The organism is Streptomyces actinomycinicus (genome assembly GCF_016741775.1).
Classification (GTDB): Bacteria; Actinomycetota; Actinomycetes; order Streptomycetales; family Streptomycetaceae; genus Streptomyces; species Streptomyces actinomycinicus.
Window position 1 is genome coordinate 105,304 of sequence record NZ_JAERRK010000006.1, and the last position, 16,796, is coordinate 122,099.

At 71.1% G+C, this 16,796-nt stretch carries 13 protein-coding genes and 1 pseudogene; 6 read left to right on the plus strand and 8 right to left on the minus strand.

Features of this window, described 5'->3' with window-relative positions:
- Nucleotides 1-105 precede the first annotated feature (105 nt).
- Nucleotides 106-1,821 carry a methionine--tRNA ligase gene (gene metG / locus JK359_RS14355; RefSeq protein WP_201835601.1) on the plus strand — a complete coding sequence of 572 codons (1,716 nt, stop codon included), beginning with the start codon at nt 106-108 and terminating at the stop codon, nt 1,819-1,821.
- Between the two features lie 110 nt (nt 1,822-1,931).
- Here the strand turns inward: metG and JK359_RS14360 are convergent, their stop codons facing one another.
- Nucleotides 1,932-2,279 carry a DoxX family protein gene (locus JK359_RS14360; protein WP_201835602.1) on the minus strand — a complete coding sequence of 116 codons (348 nt, stop codon included), beginning with the start codon at nt 2,277-2,279 and terminating at the stop codon, nt 1,932-1,934.
- Nucleotides 2,280-2,371: 92 nt separating this feature from the next.
- Between JK359_RS14360 and JK359_RS14365 the strand changes: the two genes are divergently transcribed.
- Complete coding sequence (locus tag JK359_RS14365) at nt 2,372-3,067, plus strand: hypothetical protein (protein ID WP_201835603.1); 696 nt, start codon at nt 2,372-2,374, stop codon at nt 3,065-3,067.
- A 154-nt stretch (nt 3,068-3,221) separates the two neighbouring features.
- Here JK359_RS14365 and aspS read toward each other — a convergent pair whose 3' ends face one another.
- On the minus strand, nt 3,222-4,985 hold the full coding sequence (gene aspS, locus JK359_RS14370) for an aspartate--tRNA ligase (RefSeq protein WP_201835604.1): 1,764 nt from the start codon (nt 4,983-4,985) through the stop codon (nt 3,222-3,224).
- Nucleotides 4,986-5,223: 238 nt separating this feature from the next.
- Here aspS and JK359_RS14375 point away from each other — a divergent pair.
- A pseudogene (locus JK359_RS14375) lies at nt 5,224-7,359 on the plus strand (SpoIIE family protein phosphatase); the annotation flags it as partial.
- Here the strand turns inward: JK359_RS14375 and JK359_RS38990 are convergent.
- From JK359_RS38990 to JK359_RS14385, 3 genes are all read right to left on the minus strand, one after another.
- A complete protein-coding gene (locus JK359_RS38990; RefSeq protein WP_307788108.1) occupies nt 7,317-8,486 on the minus strand; it encodes an AI-2E family transporter in 1,170 nt (389 codons plus the stop codon). The pseudogene JK359_RS14375 and the gene JK359_RS38990 overlap by 43 nt on opposite strands.
- A 243-nt stretch (nt 8,487-8,729) precedes the next feature.
- Complete coding sequence (locus JK359_RS14380; RefSeq protein WP_201835606.1) at nt 8,730-9,701, minus strand: pirin family protein; 972 nt, start codon at nt 9,699-9,701, stop codon at nt 8,730-8,732.
- Nucleotides 9,702-9,843: 142 nt separating this feature from the next.
- On the minus strand, nt 9,844-10,329 hold the full coding sequence (locus tag JK359_RS14385) for an SseB family protein (protein ID WP_201835608.1): 486 nt from the start codon (nt 10,327-10,329) through the stop codon (nt 9,844-9,846).
- 261 nt (nt 10,330-10,590) lie between these two features.
- Between JK359_RS14385 and JK359_RS14390 the strand changes: the two genes are divergently transcribed.
- From JK359_RS14390 to JK359_RS14400, 3 genes are all read left to right on the plus strand, one after another.
- Nucleotides 10,591-12,417: an acyl-CoA dehydrogenase gene (locus tag JK359_RS14390; RefSeq protein ID WP_201835610.1), complete on the plus strand. Its 1,827-nt coding sequence runs from the start codon at nt 10,591-10,593 to the stop codon at nt 12,415-12,417.
- 100 nt (nt 12,418-12,517) lie between these two features.
- Nucleotides 12,518-13,816: a M18 family aminopeptidase gene (locus JK359_RS14395; RefSeq protein WP_201835612.1), complete on the plus strand. Its 1,299-nt coding sequence runs from the start codon at nt 12,518-12,520 to the stop codon at nt 13,814-13,816.
- Between the two features lie 66 nt (nt 13,817-13,882).
- On the plus strand, nt 13,883-14,143 hold the full coding sequence (locus JK359_RS14400) for a DUF6458 family protein (RefSeq protein WP_201835614.1): 261 nt from the start codon (nt 13,883-13,885) through the stop codon (nt 14,141-14,143).
- Here JK359_RS14400 and JK359_RS14405 read toward each other — a convergent pair.
- From JK359_RS14405 to JK359_RS14415, 3 genes are all read right to left on the minus strand, one after another.
- Nucleotides 14,131-16,002 (minus strand): NHL domain-containing thioredoxin family protein, encoded by a 1,872-nt coding sequence (locus tag JK359_RS14405; protein WP_201835617.1) that lies wholly within the window; start codon nt 16,000-16,002, stop codon nt 14,131-14,133. The genes JK359_RS14400 and JK359_RS14405 overlap by 13 nt on opposite strands.
- Before the next feature lie 47 nt (nt 16,003-16,049).
- Nucleotides 16,050-16,139, minus strand: coding sequence for a hypothetical protein (locus tag JK359_RS40370; RefSeq protein ID WP_201835618.1), 90 nt, complete (start codon nt 16,137-16,139; stop codon nt 16,050-16,052).
- A gap of 230 nt (nt 16,140-16,369) precedes the next feature.
- The gene (locus JK359_RS14415; RefSeq protein ID WP_236677839.1) at nt 16,370-16,756 is read right to left on the minus strand and encodes a cupin domain-containing protein; all 387 of its coding nucleotides are present in this window, start codon (nt 16,754-16,756) and stop codon (nt 16,370-16,372) included.
- Nucleotides 16,757-16,796: the final 40 nt, after the last annotated feature.

The window sequence follows — 16,796 nt, forward strand, 5'->3', positions numbered from 1 at the left end:
CCCGTGCCGCCCGCTTCTCACCCCGTAAAACGGGAGGCGGGCGGCATACACACGTCGGCTACGATTTCAAGGTTCGTACACGTAGCGACCTGGGAGCAGCCCGCGATGGCTCGACACCTCATCACCAGCGCCCTTCCGTACATCAACGGGATCAAGCACCTGGGCAACATGGTGGGGTCCATGCTCCCGGCGGACGTGTACTCCCGGTACCTCCGCCAGCGCGGCCACGACGTCCTCTACATCTGCGCGACGGACGAGCACGGCACCCCCGCCGAGCTGGCCGCCAAGGAACAGGGCCTCGCGGTGGACGAGTTCTGCGCCCAGGCCCACGACGCCCAGAAGGCGGTCTACGACGGCTTCGCGCTCGCGTTCGACTACTTCGGCCGCAGTTCCTCCCCGGAGAACCGCGACATCACCCAGCACTTCGCCCGCAAGCTGAACGAGAACGGCTTCATCGAGGAGCGGGCGATCCGCCAGGTCTACTCCCCGGCCGACGGGCGCTTCCTGCCCGACCGCTACGTCGAGGGCACCTGCCCGCACTGCGGTTACGACAAGGCCCGCGGCGACCAGTGCGAGAACTGCACCCGCGTGCTGGACCCGACCGACCTGATCGACCCGCGCTCGGCGATCTCCGGTTCCACGGACCTGGAGGTCCGCGAGACCAAGCACCTCTTCCTGCTCCAGTCCAAGCTGCAGCACGAGGTGGAGGCCTGGGTCGCCCGGCACGAGGACGACTGGCCGCAGCTGGCCTCCTCCATCGCCCGCAAGTGGCTGAACGAGGGCCTGCACGACCGCGCGATCACGCGTGACCTGGACTGGGGCGTCCCGGTCCCGGCGGACACCTGGCCGGAGCTGGCGGCCGAGGGCAAGGTCTTCTACGTCTGGTTCGACGCCCCGATCGAGTACATCGGCGCGACGAAGGAGTGGGCCGACCAGGACCCGGAGAACCGGGACTGGAAGGCCTGGTGGTACGACGCCGACGAGACCGTCCGCTACACCGAGTTCATGGCCAAGGACAACGTCCCGTTCCACACGGTGATGTTCCCGGCCACCGAGCTGGGCGTGCGCGAGCCGTGGAAGAAGGTCGACTACGTCAAGGCCTTCAACTGGCTGACGTACTACGGCGGCAAGTTCTCCACCTCGCAGAAGCGGGGCGTCTTCACCGACCAGGCCCTGGAGATCCTCCCGGCGGACTACTGGCGCTACTTCCTGATCGCCAACGCCCCGGAGTCGGACGACTCGTCCTTCACCTGGGAGCACTTCACGGCCACCGTCAACAAGGACCTCGCCGACACCCTCGGCAACTTCGTCAACCGCGTGCTGTCCTTCTCCAAGAAGCGCTTCGGCGAGGAGGTGCCGGCCGGCGGTGAGCCCGGCGCGGCGGAGGCCAGGCTGGGCGAGGAGATCGCCCGTCTGCTCGCGGAGTACGAGGAGCACATGGAGGCCCTCCAGTTCCGCAAGGCCGCGGCGGCCCTCCGCGCGCTGTGGTCGGCCGGCAACTCCTACCTGGAGGAGAAGGCCCCCTGGCTGGAGATCAAGACCGACAAGGACGGCGCGGCCCTCACGCTGCGTACGGCCATGAACCTGATCCACCTGTACGCGGTGGTCTCCGAGCCGTTCATCCCGGCGACGGCGAAGGTCATGCGGGAGGCGTTCGCCCTGGCGGACGACACCGCCGTCTGGGTCACCGCCGAGGAGGCGAAGGCCCTGGTCTTCGTCCCGTCCGGCACGCCCTTCACGGTCCCGCCGGTCCTGTTCGCCAAGCTGACGGACGAGGACCTGGCTGCGTACAAGGAGCGCTTCGGCGGCGAGGAAGGCTGACCGAGGACTGATCCGCGCGCGAGGGCGCCGAGCCGGACGGGCTCGGCGCCCTCGCGCGTACGGGTCCGGCCGACCAGGTCGATGCGGCCGATCCCGTCCGGCCGGCCCGGTCAGGCCGCCGCACCGAGGGCCAGGGCGCCGACGACCGGTGCGGCGTAGACGAGCGGGAACGGGATGTGCGTGTACTGGCGCGCCCGCGCCACCGTGACGGCGGCGCCGAGGAAGTAGAGCACCAGCCCGGTCCCGGCCAGCACCCCGATCACCGGCACGAACAGCCCGGCCACCAGACCGGCCGCGCCGGCGGCCTTGGCCAGTCCCAGCCAGGTCCACCACGAGCGCGGCACCCGGTACTCGGTGAGCGCCTGCACGATCCACTGCGCCCGCAGCAGCAGCACGGCGCCGGAGAAACCGGCCATGAGCGCGGCGAGCAGGGTGACGACGATCTGGGCGGTACGCATGAGAGGCTCCCGGCGAGTGGTCTGAGGTCTTCGGACACCTCTGTGAACCCCGTCGTCGCGCATGTGTGACAGGAAGCCGGAAAAATCTTCCCGTGGACATCCCCGAACCCCACCGCCGGCTGCTGGCGGACGTCGTCCCGGCGGGCGGCCCGCACCGTCTGGTCCTGGCCGGCGGCTACGCCCTGCAGGCCCACGGACTGCTCCGGCGCCCGCACGCCGACCTCGACCTCGCCACGGAGAGTCCCGCCGCCATGGCGGACATCGCGGCTGCCGTCGGGGCGGCCCTGGAGGCGCGGGGGCGGCAGGTGCGGGCGGGTGCCGTGACCGCGCGGACCGCACAGCTGACGGTCACGGACCCGCCGACCGGTGATCCGTGCGCGCTCACCCTGCACAGGGAGGCGTTCTGGCAGTCCCCGGACCTCACCGAGTACGGCCCGGCGCTGTCCCTGGAGGACGCCGTCGGCACGAAGATCCGCGCGCTGTACGACCGGGGCGCCGCCGTCGACCTGATCGACGCGCAGGCCTGCGCGGCCCGGTTCGCCCTGCCCGCCCTGGAGGAGCTGGGCCGCCGGCACGCCCATGACCTCTTCGACCTGCCCACCCTCCAGTCCCGGCTGACCGGCACGGACTTCTACTCCGACCGTGACTTCCTCCGGTACGGCCTGGACGAGGGCGGGGTGGCCGCCCTGCGCGCCTGGGCCCAGCACTGGTCCGACGACATCGCCGAGCGGCTGCTGGAGGACGGCGCGTCCCCGGACGAGGAGCCCGATCCCGGCGCCGCGGACTGAGCCCGCCCGCTTGCCCGCCGCCCGTCGCCCGTCGGCCGTCCAGGTGCCGTCGACGGGACCGTGGGGACACACACTGTCACCGGGCCCGGAAACGGCTGTGCGCGCCGGCCGTCAAGAGCGAGTCAGGACAGATCGGCGCGCACGGCGGGGCTTGCTACTTCGGCTGCGGCTTCCTGACACTCAGGTGCAGCTCGCGCAGGCGGGACTCGTCCAGCTCGGTCGGGGCGCCCATCATCAGGTCCTGGGCGTTGCCGTTGAGCGGGAAGGCGATCGTCTCGCGGATGTTGGGCTCGTCCGCGAGGAGCATGACGATGCGGTCCACACCCGGGGCGATGCCGCCGTGCGGCGGGGCACCGAAGCGGAACGCGCGGAGCATGCCGGCGAACTTCTCCTCGACGGTCTCACGGTCGTAGCCCGCGATCTCGAAGGCCTTGAGCATGATGTCCGGCTCGTGGTTCCGGATCGCGCCCGAGGACAGCTCGACGCCGTTGCAGACGATGTCGTACTGCCAGCCCAGGATGTCCAGCGGGTCCTGGGTCTCCAGGGCCTCCAGGCCGCCCTGCGGCATCGAGAAGGGGTTGTGCGAGAAGTCGATCGCGCCGGTCTCCTCGTCCTTCTCGTACATCGGGAAGTCGACGATCCAGCAGAAGCGGAAGACGTTCTCCTCGAACTGGCCGGCGCGCTTGGCCGCCTCGACGCGCACGGCGCCCATGATCTTCGAGACCTCGTCGAACTCGCCCGCGCCGAAGAACACGGCGTGTCCGGGGGCCAGCGAGAGCCGCTTGGTCAGCTCGGCGACGTTCTCCTCGGTGAGGAACTTGGCGATCGGGCCGGACAGCGCGCCGTCCTCGCCGACGCGGACCCAGGCCAGGCCCTTCGCGCCCAGCGAGATCGCGAACTCACCCAGCTGGTCGAAGAACTTGCGCGGCTGGTCCTGAACGGCCGGGACCGCCAGGGCACGCACGTGCTTGCCTGCGAACGCCTTGAACTCCGAGCCCTCGAAGACGTCGGTGATGTCCACCAGTTCCAGCTTGGCGCGCAGGTCCGGCTTGTCGGAGCCGTACTTGAGCATCGCCTCGCGGAACGGGATCCGCGGGAACGGGGAGGTGACGTGCCGGCCGTTGCCGAACTCCTCGAACAGCTCGGTCATCAGCTGCTCGATCGGCTGGAAGACGTCCTCCTGCTCGACGAAGCTCATCTCGACGTCGAGCTGGTAGAACTCGCCGGGCGAGCGGTCGGCGCGGGCGTCCTCGTCGCGGAAGCAGGGCGCGATCTGGAAGTAGCGGTCGAAGCCGGAGATCATCAGCAGCTGCTTGAACTGCTGCGGGGCCTGCGGCAGCGCGTAGAACTTGCCGGGGTTCAGGCGGGACGGCACGACGAAGTCGCGGGCGCCCTCGGGGGAGGTGGCGGACAGGATGGGCGTCGCCATCTCGTTGAAGCCCAGCGCCGTCATCTTGTGGCGGATCGCCGAGATGACCGCCGTACGCAGCATGATGTTGCGGTGCATGCGCTCGCGGCGCAGGTCCAGGAAGCGGTACTCCAGGCGCCGCTCCTCGTTGACGCCGTCCTCGGCGTTGATGGTGAAGGGCAGCGGCTGGGCCGAGCCGAGCAGCTCGACGTCGGAGACCTCGACCTCGATCTCGCCCGTGGGCAGGTCAAGGTTCACGTTCTCGGTTCCACGTGAAACGACGCGGCCGTCGACGCGGACCGTGGACTCCTTGGAGATCTTGTCCAGCGCCTCGTACGCGGGGGTGCCGGGGCGCGCGACCAGCTGCGTGATGCCGTAGTGGTCGCGCAGATCGATGAAGAGGATGCCGCCCAGGTCGCGCCGATTGTGCAGCCAGCCACTCAGCCGGACGTCGGTGCCGACGTCAGAGGCGCGGAGCTGGCCGCAGGTGTGGGACCTGTACCGATGCATCGTCGTTCATCGTCCTTCGTGGTGGGGTTTCTCCTGCCGGCTCTGCGGACCGGCGGGAACGGGCACGGGGCCCGGACCCATCAAGGGTACCGGGCACGCCAAGATCGCCTCCCCACCATTTCCCCCCCGCGGGCCCGGCACCGGCGCCCCGCACTCGGCGGCAGCTACAACCGCGGCCCTTCACCGTCAGACCTTCTTACAGTGGCACTTATCTATAAGATCTTCTTAAAGTGGGGCAATGCGCACAGGTGAGCCGCTGCCGTCCGTAGGGGACGTCCTCGGCGCCCTCGCAACCGGGCTGTGGCACTGGGACACCGCCGCCGGGCTGGTCACCGTGGACGCGGAGGCCGCACGGCTGCTCGGGCTGCCCGCGCAGCCGGCCACCCTCACGGAGGCCCAGGCCCGGGCCCGGCTGCATCCGGTCGACTGGATCGAGATCACCGGCGTGGTCCGGCTGGCGGTCGCCGAGGGCACCCTCGCCGAGGTGCGCATCCGGATCATGGACGGCGACGGGCAGATCCTGCGCGTCGTCCGCAGCCGCTCCAAGCCCTCCTACGACCCCGGGCGGCAGGCGTACGAGCTGATCGGCACCCTCCAGGAGGTGACCGAGCCGACGCCGGGCACGGCGGCCGGCCGCAGCGCGGTCACCGGGGACTGGCGGCGCTCCCGGGAGGCGTTCCTGCTGGACGCGGGCCGGGCGCTGGCGGAGGCACGGTCCACGGCCGAGGTGCTGCGGGTGGCGGGCGCCCTGTCCATGCCGGGGTTCTCGCCGGACGGGCTCGTGGTGTTCGGGGTGAAGGGCGACCGGCTGACGATCACCGGCCAGCACGGGCACCAGCCCGGCTCCATGAACCCCTTCTCCCACATGCCGGTGGACACCGACTACCCCGCCGCCGAAGTCGTCCGCACCGGCCGGGCCGTCTACCTCTCCTCCCCCGAGGAGTACAAGGAGCGCTACCCGGTCACCTGGCCGCTCGCCCGGGTCTTCGGGCGCCGCTCGTGGGCGTTCCTGCCGCTGACCGTGGCCGGACGCACGATGGGCGCCTGGATGGCGGCCTTCACCTACCCGGTCGCGTTCACGCCGGACGAGCGGGCGGTGCTCACCACGGTCGCCCGGATGCTCGCCCAGGCACTGTCCCGGGCCGGCGCCGCCGAGACCCAGCGGGAGCTGACCGACGGCCTGCAGCGCTCCATGCTGCCGTCGCTGGGCCCCGAGATCCCCGGCATGCAGATCGCCGCCCGGTACATCCCGACCGGCGGCGGCCTCCAGGTCGGCGGCGACTGGTACGACATGATCCCGCTGCCCTCCGGCCGCTTCGCGCTCGTCATCGGCGACGTCCAGGGCCATGACGTGCGCGCGGCCGGCCTCATGGGCCAGCTGCGGATCGCGCTGCGTGCCTACGCCTCCGAGGGACACCGCCCGGACGCCGTCCTCTCCCGCGCCTCCCGCTTCCTGCACGGCATGTCGTACGACGAGGACACGACGGACCTGCGCTTCGCGACCTGCCTGTACGCCGAGACCGACCCGGCCTCGGGAATGCTGGAGATCGCCCGCGCCGGGCACCCGCACCCGATGATCCGGATGGCCGACGGCACGGTGATGACGCGGCCGACCGCGGGCGGCCTGCCGCTGGGCCTCGACCCGGACGCCGACTACCCGACGACCCGGTTCGCCCTCGAACCCGGCGAGACACTGATGCTGTGCACCGACGGCCTGATCGAGACCGGCGGCCACGACATGGAGAGCGGCCGGCAGCGGCTGCGCGCGATCCTCGAGGACCACCGGGACGACCTGGAGACGCTCGCCGACGCACTGGTCCAGGGCGTGCACGGCCCGTCCTCGCACCATACCCGCGGCCCGCTGGCGGACCGCCGCGAGGACGACCTCGCACTGCTTCTGCTGTGCCGGCCCGGACAGGGCTGCGGCTGCGGCGCCACCCTGAACGTGCGGCCCACGGTGCGGCGCACCCTGCTGTCGGTGGCGCAGGACGAGCCGGACCGGATCGCCGAGGCCCGCCAGCACCTGCGGGAACTGCTGCACGACTGGGCGTCGGCCGACCAGCTGGACTCGGCGGTGCTGCTGGTCTCGGAGATGGTCACCAACGTGCTCGTGCACACCGACACCGACGCGCTGCTGCTCGCCGAGGTCATGGGCGAGGGCGGCGGCCGGCGGCTGCGGGTGGAGGTCTTCGACACCGGTGACGACCTGCCGCACCGGCGCCGGCCCGGCGAACTGGCCTCCTCCGGCCGCGGGCTGATGCTGATCGAACTCCTCGCGGACACGTGGGGGGTGGAACCGCGGGGCGAGGGCAAGAGCATCTGGTTCGAGCTCTACGAGTCCGGTGAGCCGGGGTCGGAGCCGGGCGCATCGGAGGTCCCTGGTTCATCGGAGGTCCCCGGTCCGCCGGAGGACCCCGGTCCGCCGGAGGACCCCCGTTCGCCGGAAGTCCCTGGTTCGCCGGAGGACGAGGAGGAAGTGGCGTAACGGCCCCTCAGCTCCTCCCCGACCCCGAAGGCCGCCGCGGTCAGCGGTACCGCGAGGAGCATGCCGAGGACGCCGGCGACGGAGGCGCCCCCGGTGATCGTCACCATCACCACGGCCGGATGCATCTGCACGGTCCGGCTCTGGATCGCCGGCTGCAGCACATGCCCCTCCAGCACCTGCACGGCCAGCACCACCCCGAGCGCCCACAGCGCGATGACGAAGCCCCGGTCGGCGAGGGCGACCAGGACGGCCACCGCGCCTGAGATGAAGGCCCCGAGGTAGGGAATGTAGGCGCCGACGAAGACGAGCGCGCCGAGCCCGACCGCGCCCGGCACCCGCAGGATCAGCAGGCCGACGGTGATGCACAGGGCGTCGATGAGCGCGATGAAGGTCGTACCGCGCATGAACCCTTCCACCGCCGCGAAGGCGCGCCGGCAGACGGCCTCCAGTGTGTCGGCGGTGCCGCCGGGCGCGAGGGAGCGCAGGGCGTCGACGGCCCGGTGAGAGTCGCGCAGGAAGAAGAAGACGAGCAGCAGCGCGAGCACGGCCATCGCGATGCTCTCGGCGACGACGCTGACCCCGCTGATCACGTTGGAGGCGGCCGTCCCGCCGAATCTGCGCAGCAGCTCACGGGAGTTGGCGGCGAGGTCGTCGAGTCCGGTCCCGGCGGACCCGAAGTGCCGGGAGACCGCCTTGGCGGCCTCCCGCAGCGAGACGACGATCTGGTCGCCGGTGTCGATGAGGGCGGCCACGATGATGTAGACGGCACCACCGACGACGGCGACCACGGCGATGCAGGTGAGCCCGGCGGCCAGCGACCGCTGCATCCCGGCCCCCACCAGCCTGCGGTACAGCGGGCCGAGCAGCGCGGTCCCGAGCAGGGCGAGCAGCACCGGGATGACGGCCGTACGCAGCTCCCCGCACAGCTGGACGCCGACCCAGCCCACTCCGGCGGCGAGCAGCAGCACGGCACACCAGGCGGCGAACCGGCGAACGGGATCGGGCAGGAGCGACACGCCTCCACCCGACCATGACCACCCCGGGCTGTCCTGCGGCGCGGGGCCGGGCGGGTGAGGACGGGGCGCGCGAGCAGGGAGGATCGGGGAGGGATCAGGAAGGGGTGAGCGACGGGTGAGCGGGGGCGGCGGGCCTCACGGTCTGCGGCCTGGACACCTCGCTCCACGACGGCACGGAGCCGGCCGGCGAACAGGGCCTCGTCGTGGCCCGGCCGGTGGACTGACCGGCCGGGCACCGAGGGGTCAGAGCCCGCCTTCCGACATCCCGTGCACCGCCGGGATCGTGCCGAGCCGGCCCTTCTGGAAGTCCTCGAAGGCCTGCATCAGCTCGTCCTTGGTGTTCATGACGAACGGGCCGTAGTGGGCCATCGGCTCACGGATCGGCTGTCCGCCGAGGAGGACGACCTCCAGGTCGGGGGTGTGGGAGTCCTGCTTCTCGTCCGCGCGGACGGTGAGCGAGGAACCGGCGCCGAAGACGGCGGTCTGGCCCAGGTGGACCGGCCGGCGCTCGGCACCGACGGCTCCGCGGCCCGCGAGGACGTAGGCGAGGCCGTTGAAGTCCTCACGCCACGGCAGCGTGATCTCCGCGCCCGGCGCCAGCGTCGCGTGGATCATCGTGATCGGCGTGTGCGTGATGCCGGGGCCCTGGTGCCCGTCCAGTTCACCGGCGATGACGCGCAGCAGTGCGCCGCCGTCGGGGGACGTCAGCAGCTGGACGTTGCCGCCGCGGATGTCCTGGTACCTCGGCGCCATCATCTTGTCCTTGGCCGGGAGGTTCACCCACAGCTGGAGCCCGTGGAACAGGCCGCCCGACATGACCAGCTGCTCCGGCGGCGCCTCGATGTGGAGGAGGCCCGAGCCGGCCGTCATCCACTGGGTGTCGCCGTTGGTGATGGTGCCGCCACCGCCCTGCGAGTCCTGGTGGTCGAAGATCCCGTCGATGATGTAGGTGACGGTCTCGAAGCCGCGGTGGGGGTGCCAGGGGGTGCCCTTGGGCTCGCCCGGCGCGTACTCCACCTCGCCCATCTGGTCCATCATGATGAACGGGTCGAGATGGCGGTAGTTGATCCCGGCGAACGCGCGGCGCACCGGGAAGCCCTCACCCTCGAATCCGCTCGGGGCGGTCGTGACGGCGAGCACGGGGCGGGGCACCGCGTCGGCCGGGGCGGTCACGCGGGGCAGGGTCAGCGGGTTCTCGACGGTCACTGCAGGCATGGTGGGTACCTCCTTGGTACGCCCACATTAGTTGAGCATTGAACTTCTTGCCAGTCCCAACAGAACGGGCCCGGAGGGAATTCCCTCCGGGCCCGTGGTCCGCCTGCCGGATCTCGGTCTGGGGCGCTCGGCCCCGTTCGGCTCAGCCCCCGTACATACGGCGCATCGCGAAGTCGACCATCTGCTCGACCGCCTTCGCGTCGAAGACCATCCGGTGCTCGCCCTCCATGTCCAGGACGAAGCCGTAGCCGGTGGGCAGCAGGTCGATCACCTCGGCGCCGGTGATGACGAAGTACTTGGACTCCTTGCCCGCGTACCGGCGCAGCTCCTTGAGCGAGGTGAACATCGGGATCACCGGCTGCTGGGTGTTGTGCAGGGCCAGGAAGCCGGGTGTGTCGCCGCGCGGGCAGTACACCTTCGAGGTGGCGAAGATCTGCTGGAAGTCCTCGGCGGCCATCTGCCCGGTGGTGAAGGCGCGCACGGCGTCCGCGAGCGAGGGCGGGGACGGCTCCGGGTAGAGCGGCGGCTGCTGGCCGTACCCGCCGACACCGCCCGGCATCTGCTGCTGCGACGAGGCGTACTGCTGCTGGGCAGCGCCCCCGTCCATCGGCTGGCCGTATCCGTACATGGCGCAAGCGTACCGAGAGCGGGCCACGGCAGCGGCGGCGCTCCCCGGCAGGCGGGATACCGGCCGGTCACCCGTCTTTCACCGAGCCGCCGGACCGGGGCCACCCTGTTCACGGGCACGGGCGGGTAGACCCTTCTCACACTTGCACCGGCAGGGGTTGCTTCTTATTACCGACGGGTAGCATCATCGGAGCTACTTGTTGGTACGTGAACTAGGTGCGAGGAGTCAGTGCCTCGCCGATCTCTCTACGGAGCCGTCGCCATGGGGCACTACAAGTCGAATCTCCGCGACATCGAGTTCAACCTCTTCGAAGTACTGGGACGCGACAAGGTGTACGGCACCGGCCCGTTCGAGGAGATGGACGTCGAGACCGCCAAGAGCGTCCTGGAGGAGCTGACCCGCCTCTCCGAGAACGAGCTGGCCGAGTCCTTCGCCGACGCCGACCGCAACCCGCCCGTCTTCGACCCGGAGACCAACACCGCGCCCGTCCCGGCGTCCTTCAAGAAGAGCTACCAGGCCTTCATGGACTCCGAGTACTGGCGGCTCGGCCTGCCCGAGGAGATCGGCGGCACCACCTCGCCCCGCTCCCTCATCTGGGCCTACGCCGAGCTGATCCTGGGCGCCAACCCGGCCGTCTGGATGTACTCCTCGGGTCCCGCGTTCGCCGGCATCCTCTTCGAGGAGGGCAACGAGGTCCAGAAGCACATCGCCCAGGTCGCCACCGAGAAGCAGTGGGGCTCCACCATGGTCCTCACCGAGCCGGACGCCGGCTCGGACGTGGGCGCCGGCCGCACCAAGGCGGTCCAGCAGGAGGACGGCTCCTGGCACATCGAGGGCGTGAAGCGCTTCATCACCTCCGGTGAGCACGACATGTCCGAGAACATCCTCCACTACGTGCTCGCCCGCCCCGAGGGCGCCGGCCCCGGCACCAAGGGCCTCTCCCTCTTCCTCGTCCCGAAGTACCTCTTCGACTTCGAGACCGGCGAGCTGGGCGAGCGCAACGGCGTCTACGCCACCAACGTCGAGCACAAGATGGGCCTGAAGGCCTCCAACACGTGCGAGATGACCTTCGGCGACAAGCACCCCGCCAAGGGCTGGCTGATCGGCGACAAGCACGACGGCATCCGCCAGATGTTCCGCATCATCGAGTTCGCCCGCATGATGGTCGGTACGAAGGCGATCTCCACGCTGTCCACCGGCTACCTGAACGCGCTGGAGTACGCCAAGGAGCGCGTCCAGGGCCCGGACCTGGCCAACTTCATGGACAAGACCGCGCCCAAGGTCACCATCACGCACCACCCCGACGTGCGCCGCTCGCTCATGACGCAGAAGGCGTACGCGGAGGGCATGCGCGCCCTCGTGCTGTACACCGCCTCGATCCAGGACGCGATCCAGATCAAGGAGGCCAACGGCGAGGACGCCTCCGCCGAAGAGGCGCTGAACGACCTGCTGCTGCCCATCGTCAAGGGCTACGGCTCCGAGAAGGGCTACGAGCAGCTCGCCCAGTCGCTGCAGACCTTCGGCGGCTCCGGCTTCCTGCAGGAGTACCCGATCGAGCAGTACATCCGGGACTCCAAGATCGACACCCTCTACGAGGGCACCACGGCCATCCAGGGCCAGGACTTCTTCTTCCGGAAGATCGTCCGCAACCAGGGCGCCGCGCTGAACTCCCTCGCCGAGGACATCAAGAAGTTCCTCGCGCTCGGCACCGGCGGCGAGGAGCTGGCCGGCGCCCGCGAGCACCTCGCCAAGGCCGCCGTGGAGCTGGAGGCGATCGTCGGCCTGATGCTGACCGACCTCGCCGCCACCGAGCAGGACACCAAGAACATCTACAAGGTGGGCCTGAACACCACCCGCCTGCTCATGGCCTCCGGTGACGTCGTCGTCGGCTACCTGCTCCTCAAGGGCGCCGCGGTCGCCGCGGAGAAGCTGGCCACCGCCTCGGCGAAGGACAAGGCCTTCTACACCGGCAAGATCGCCGCGGCGAAGTTCTTCGCGGCGAACGTCCTGCCGGGCGTCACCCTCGCCCGCAAGGTCGCCGGCACGGTCGAGCTGGACCTCATGGAGCTGGACGAGGCCGCCTTCTAGACGCCCTCCTCCTGGACGTTCCGGACGTCCCCGTCGATTCCTCGCACGGGCCCGCTCTCTTTCCGGGAGCGGGCCCGTGCACGTCGTTAAGGTGAATCCCATGAGCGCACCAGCCCGCTTCGACCGCGGCCACACCGACGACCTGATGTCCTTCCTGGCGGCCAGCCCGTCGCCGTACCACGCCGTGGCGAACACCGCCGAGCGGCTGGAGAAGGCAGGCTTCCGGCAGGTCGCCGAGACGGACGCCTGGGACGGGACGAGCGGCGGCAAGTACGTGCTGCGCGGCGGCGCGATCGTGGCCTGGTACGTCCCCGACGGCGCCGAGCCGCACACCCCGTTCCACATCATCGGCGCCCACACCGACTCCCCGAACCTCCGGGTCAAGCCCCGCCCCGACACCGGCGCGCACGGCTGGCGCCAGGTCGCCGTGGAGATCTACGGCGGCCCGCTGCTGAACTCCTGGCTTGACCGGGACCTGGGCCTGGCCGGCCGGCTCACCCTGCGCGACGGCTCCTCGGTGCTGGTGAACGTGGACCGCCCGCTGCTGCGCGTGCCCCAGCTCGCCATCCACCTGGACCGCTCCGTCTCCGCGGAGGGCCTCAAGCTCGACAAGCAGCGGCACCTGCAGCCGGTGTGGGGCCTCGGCGGCGATGTGCAGGACGGCGACCTGATCGCCTACCTGGAGCAGGAGGCCGGGCTCGCGGCCGGCTCGGTCGCCGGCTGGGACCTGATGACGCACCCCGTGGAGGCGCCGGCCCACCTCGGCCGGGACCGGGAGCTGGTGGCCGGCCCGCGCATGGACAACCTGCTCTCCGTGCACGCCGGTGTCGCCGCGCTCGCCGCCGCCGCGACCTCCGGTGCGGCGCTCACCCGCATCCCCGTGCTCGCCGCCTTCGACCACGAGGAGAACGGCTCCCAGTCGGACACCGGCGCGGACGGCCCGCTGCTCGGATCCGTGCTGGAGCGCTCGGTGTTCGCCCGCGGCGGCTCGTTCGAGGACCGCGCCCGGGCCTTCGCCGGCACCGTCTGCCTGTCCTCCGACACCGGTCACGCCGTCCACCCCAACTACGCCGAGCGGCACGACCCCACGCACCACCCGCGGGTCAACGGCGGGCCGATCCTCAAGGTCAACGTCAACAACCGCTACGCCACGGACGGTTCGGGCCGTGCGGTGTTCGCCGCCGCCTGCGAGAAGGCGAACGTGCCCTTCCAGACCTTCGTGTCGAACAACTCCATGCCGTGCGGCACCACCATCGGCCCCATCACCGCGGCCCGGCACGGCATCCGCACCGTCGACATCGGCGTCGCGATCCTCTCCATGCACAGCGTCCGCGAACTGTGCGGCGCCGACGACCCGTTCCTGCTGGCGAACGCGCTGACGGCGTTCCTGGAGGGCTAGTCCGGGCCACGCCGGGTACCCGGACGGCACCGGAGATTCCGGAACCGGAAGGGGAGGCGAAACCTCATGGGTCTCGGCGGATGCATCATCCTCATCGCCGTGGGAGCCATTCTCACGTTCGCGACCGACTGGGACATGCAGGGCGTCAACCTCACGGTCGTCGGCCTGATCCTGATGGCCGTGGGTCTGATCGGAGTGGCCACCTTCAGCGGCATCGCACGGCGCCGGCGGGTCGTGGTCCCGCCGACGACACCGGTGGTGGAGGAGGAACCCCACCACCACCACACCCACCGCGTCGACGGCTACAGCGACGGCTACGGCGTCTGAGCCGCCGCCTCCTGCTCGTCCGGGCCCGCCAGGACGAGCGGCAGGCGGTCCGCGCCGCCCTCGGCGAGGCGGACCGGGACGACCCACTCCTGCTGGTGGACGTGACAGGCGGGGTGCTCACCGCCCGTCGTCGGCCGGGTGGCGCCCCCGGCGGGAGCGTCGTCGCAGGACGCCGCCGTCGCGGAGACGTGCAGCACGCCCTCCGTGACCGCCGGATCCAGCTCCAGCTCACGGGACAGCTCCGTGCCCGCTCCCTCGCCCTTGAGCAGCAGCTCGGGCGGGGCCGAGGAGACGAGCAGCCGGGTCGACGGGCCGTACCGCGTGTCCGGTTTCCGGTCGGCCGGGGCCCGGAAGAGCACCTCCAGCCGCAGGCGCCCGGGGGCCACCTCGATCGTGGCACGCCGCCTGCGGCGGTCCGCCGACGCCGGCCGCACCGCCTCCTGCGGAAGCCGCAGCCGGGTCAGCCGGTGCCGGGCCGACTCCACGACCACGATGTCCGCGCCGACGAGGACGGCGCCGCTGGGCTCGCGCAGATCGGTGGCGAGCGTGGTGACCTCGCCCGTATCGGGGTCGTAGCGGCGCAGGGCGTGGTTGTAGGTGTCGGCGACCGCGACCGAACCGTCCGGCAGCGCGGTGACCCCCAGCGGATGCTGCAACAGCGCCTGACCGGCCTGTCCGTCCCGGTGCCCGAAGTCGAACAGCCCGGTCCCGACGGCGGTGTGCACGTACCCCTCCCGGTCCACCCAGCGCAGGGCACTCGTCTCCGAGTCGGCGAGCCACAACCGGTCGGCGGTGGCCGCGAGTCCGGACGGCTGGGCGAAGAAGGCCTCGGCGGCGGGCCCGTCCACGAGGCCCTCGTCGGTGGTGCCGGCGGCCACGGCGACCGTCCGCGCCGCCGGGTCGTACGTCCACAGCTGGTGGACGCCCGCCATGGCGATCCACACCCGGCCGTCGAAGACGGCCACGTCCCACGGGGAGGAGAGGTCCACCTCGCGGGCCGGCCCGGAGGTCGCCGAACCCTTCCGCCACTGCTTGCCGGTGCCCGCCAGGGTGGACACGGCACCCGTGGCGAGGTCGAGGCGGCGCAGGGCGTGGTTGACGGTGTCGGCGACCACCACCGAGCCGTCGCCGAGGAGCGCGAGCCCCTGCGGTTCGTTGAAGGACGCCGCCGCCGGACCGCCGTCGCCGAACCCCCGCGCCCCCGAGCCGATACGGCGCACGACGGTCTCGGCGTCCTCGGCCAGCTCCACCAGCTGGTGCCGGGTGGTGTCGCTGACCAGGAAGTTCCCCGAGGGCAGCAGCAGCGCCCCGCCGGGGAAGCGCAGGCTCGTCGGCTCGGGCTCCGGCGGCACGTACGGCCCGTCGCCGCGCCGCAGCGTCCCCTTCGCCCCGTGCTCGGCCACCAGTTCGCCCACCAGCCGCTCGATGGCGTGCGCATGCCCTTCGCCCGAGTGCTGGGCGACGACGTAGCCCTCGGGGTCGATCACGGCGAGCGTCGGCCATGCCCGGACCGCGTACTGCTTCCACGTGGCCAGTTCGGGATCGTCCAGCACGGGATGCCCCACCCCGTACCGCTCCACGGCATCCTCGACCGCCCGGTGATCGGCCTCGTGCGCGAACTTCGGCGAGTGCACCCCGATCACCACGACCGTGTCCCGGTGCCTCTCCTCCAGCTCGCGCAGCTCGTCCAGGACGTGCAGGCAGTTGATGCAGCAGAAGGTCCAGAAGTCCACGATCAACACGCGGCCCCGGAAATCGGCCAGCTTCAGCTCCTTGCCGCCGGTGTTGATCCATCCGCCCTTGCCGACCAGCTCGGGGGCGCGGACACGGGCACGTCGGCGGGGTGTGGAGTCGGTCATGGTCCAAGGGTGCCAGCCGGCTCCGGCGACCGTTTCCGGCAGAACGCTCAGTCCTGGTGGATCACGTCGCGGCCGGGGCCGCCGGAGAGGGTGTCGGGGCCGGCTCCGCCGGTGACGGTGTCCTTGCCGTCGGGCATGGTGGACTCCTCCGGGACGAACGGACGGACGTGCAGGCCGACTTCGCACGTTCGACTCCCGAGTTCACCTGTGGGTCGGCCGACTTGCCCCGCCCCACAGCGAATTCACCTTGCGTGCACCTGATGTCCCGGTGGATTCCGGTGTCCGGTCGGGAGAGGTGGATTCCAGCGTCCGGTCAGGCGAGGCGTGTCCCGGTGTCCGGTCAGGCGAGGTGTGTCCTCGTGTCCGGTCAGGAGAGTGCGTGGCCGGTCGTCGCGTCCACGTGCCCGGGGACCTCGTCGTGCCGGTCGCCGACGGTCAGGGTTCCGGTGGGCTCGAACAGCAGGATCTCGGTGGGCACGGGCGCGTACGGCTTGTGCTCGGTGCCGCGCGGGACGGTGAACACCGAACCCTTCGGCAGGACCACCGTGCGCTCGCCGGCCGGTTCGCGCAGGCCGATGTGGAGTTCGCCGGCGAGGACGAGGAAGAACTCGTCGGTGTGTTCGTGGACGTGCCAGACGTGCTCGCCCTCGACCTTCGCCACGCGCACGTCGTAGTCGTTGACGGCGGTGACGATGCGGGGGCTCCACCGCTCGGTGAAGGAGGCGAGGGCGTCGCTCAGGGAGATCGGTTCCATGCGTTCATCGTGCGGCCGGCCGGGCCGTCGTACGAGTGCT

What these genes read in the sequence shown, in the direction of transcription:
- JK359_RS14415 (WP_236677839.1), bottom strand. Translation starts at nt 16,756, where the DNA reads ATGGAACCGATCTCCCTGAGCGACGCCCTCGCCTCCTTCACCGAGCGG.
- JK359_RS14360 (WP_201835602.1), bottom strand. Translation starts at nt 2,279, where the DNA reads ATGCGTACCGCCCAGATCGTCGTCACCCTGCTCGCCGCGCTCATGGCC.
- aspS (WP_201835604.1), bottom strand. Translation starts at nt 4,985, where the DNA reads ATGCATCGGTACAGGTCCCACACCTGCGGCCAGCTCCGCGCCTCTGAC.
- JK359_RS14380 (WP_201835606.1), bottom strand. Translation starts at nt 9,701, where the DNA reads ATGCCTGCAGTGACCGTCGAGAACCCGCTGACCCTGCCCCGCGTGACC.
- JK359_RS40370 (WP_201835618.1), bottom strand. Translation starts at nt 16,139, where the DNA reads ATGCCCGACGGCAAGGACACCGTCACCGGCGGAGCCGGCCCCGACACC.
- JK359_RS14390 (WP_201835610.1), top strand. Translation starts at nt 10,591, where the DNA reads ATGGGGCACTACAAGTCGAATCTCCGCGACATCGAGTTCAACCTCTTC.
- JK359_RS14405 (WP_201835617.1), bottom strand. Translation starts at nt 16,002, where the DNA reads ATGACCGACTCCACACCCCGCCGACGTGCCCGTGTCCGCGCCCCCGAG.
- metG (WP_201835601.1), top strand. Translation starts at nt 106, where the DNA reads ATGGCTCGACACCTCATCACCAGCGCCCTTCCGTACATCAACGGGATC.
- JK359_RS14395 (WP_201835612.1), top strand. Translation starts at nt 12,518, where the DNA reads ATGAGCGCACCAGCCCGCTTCGACCGCGGCCACACCGACGACCTGATG.
- JK359_RS14400 (WP_201835614.1), top strand. Translation starts at nt 13,883, where the DNA reads ATGGGTCTCGGCGGATGCATCATCCTCATCGCCGTGGGAGCCATTCTC.
- JK359_RS14385 (WP_201835608.1), bottom strand. Translation starts at nt 10,329, where the DNA reads ATGTACGGATACGGCCAGCCGATGGACGGGGGCGCTGCCCAGCAGCAG.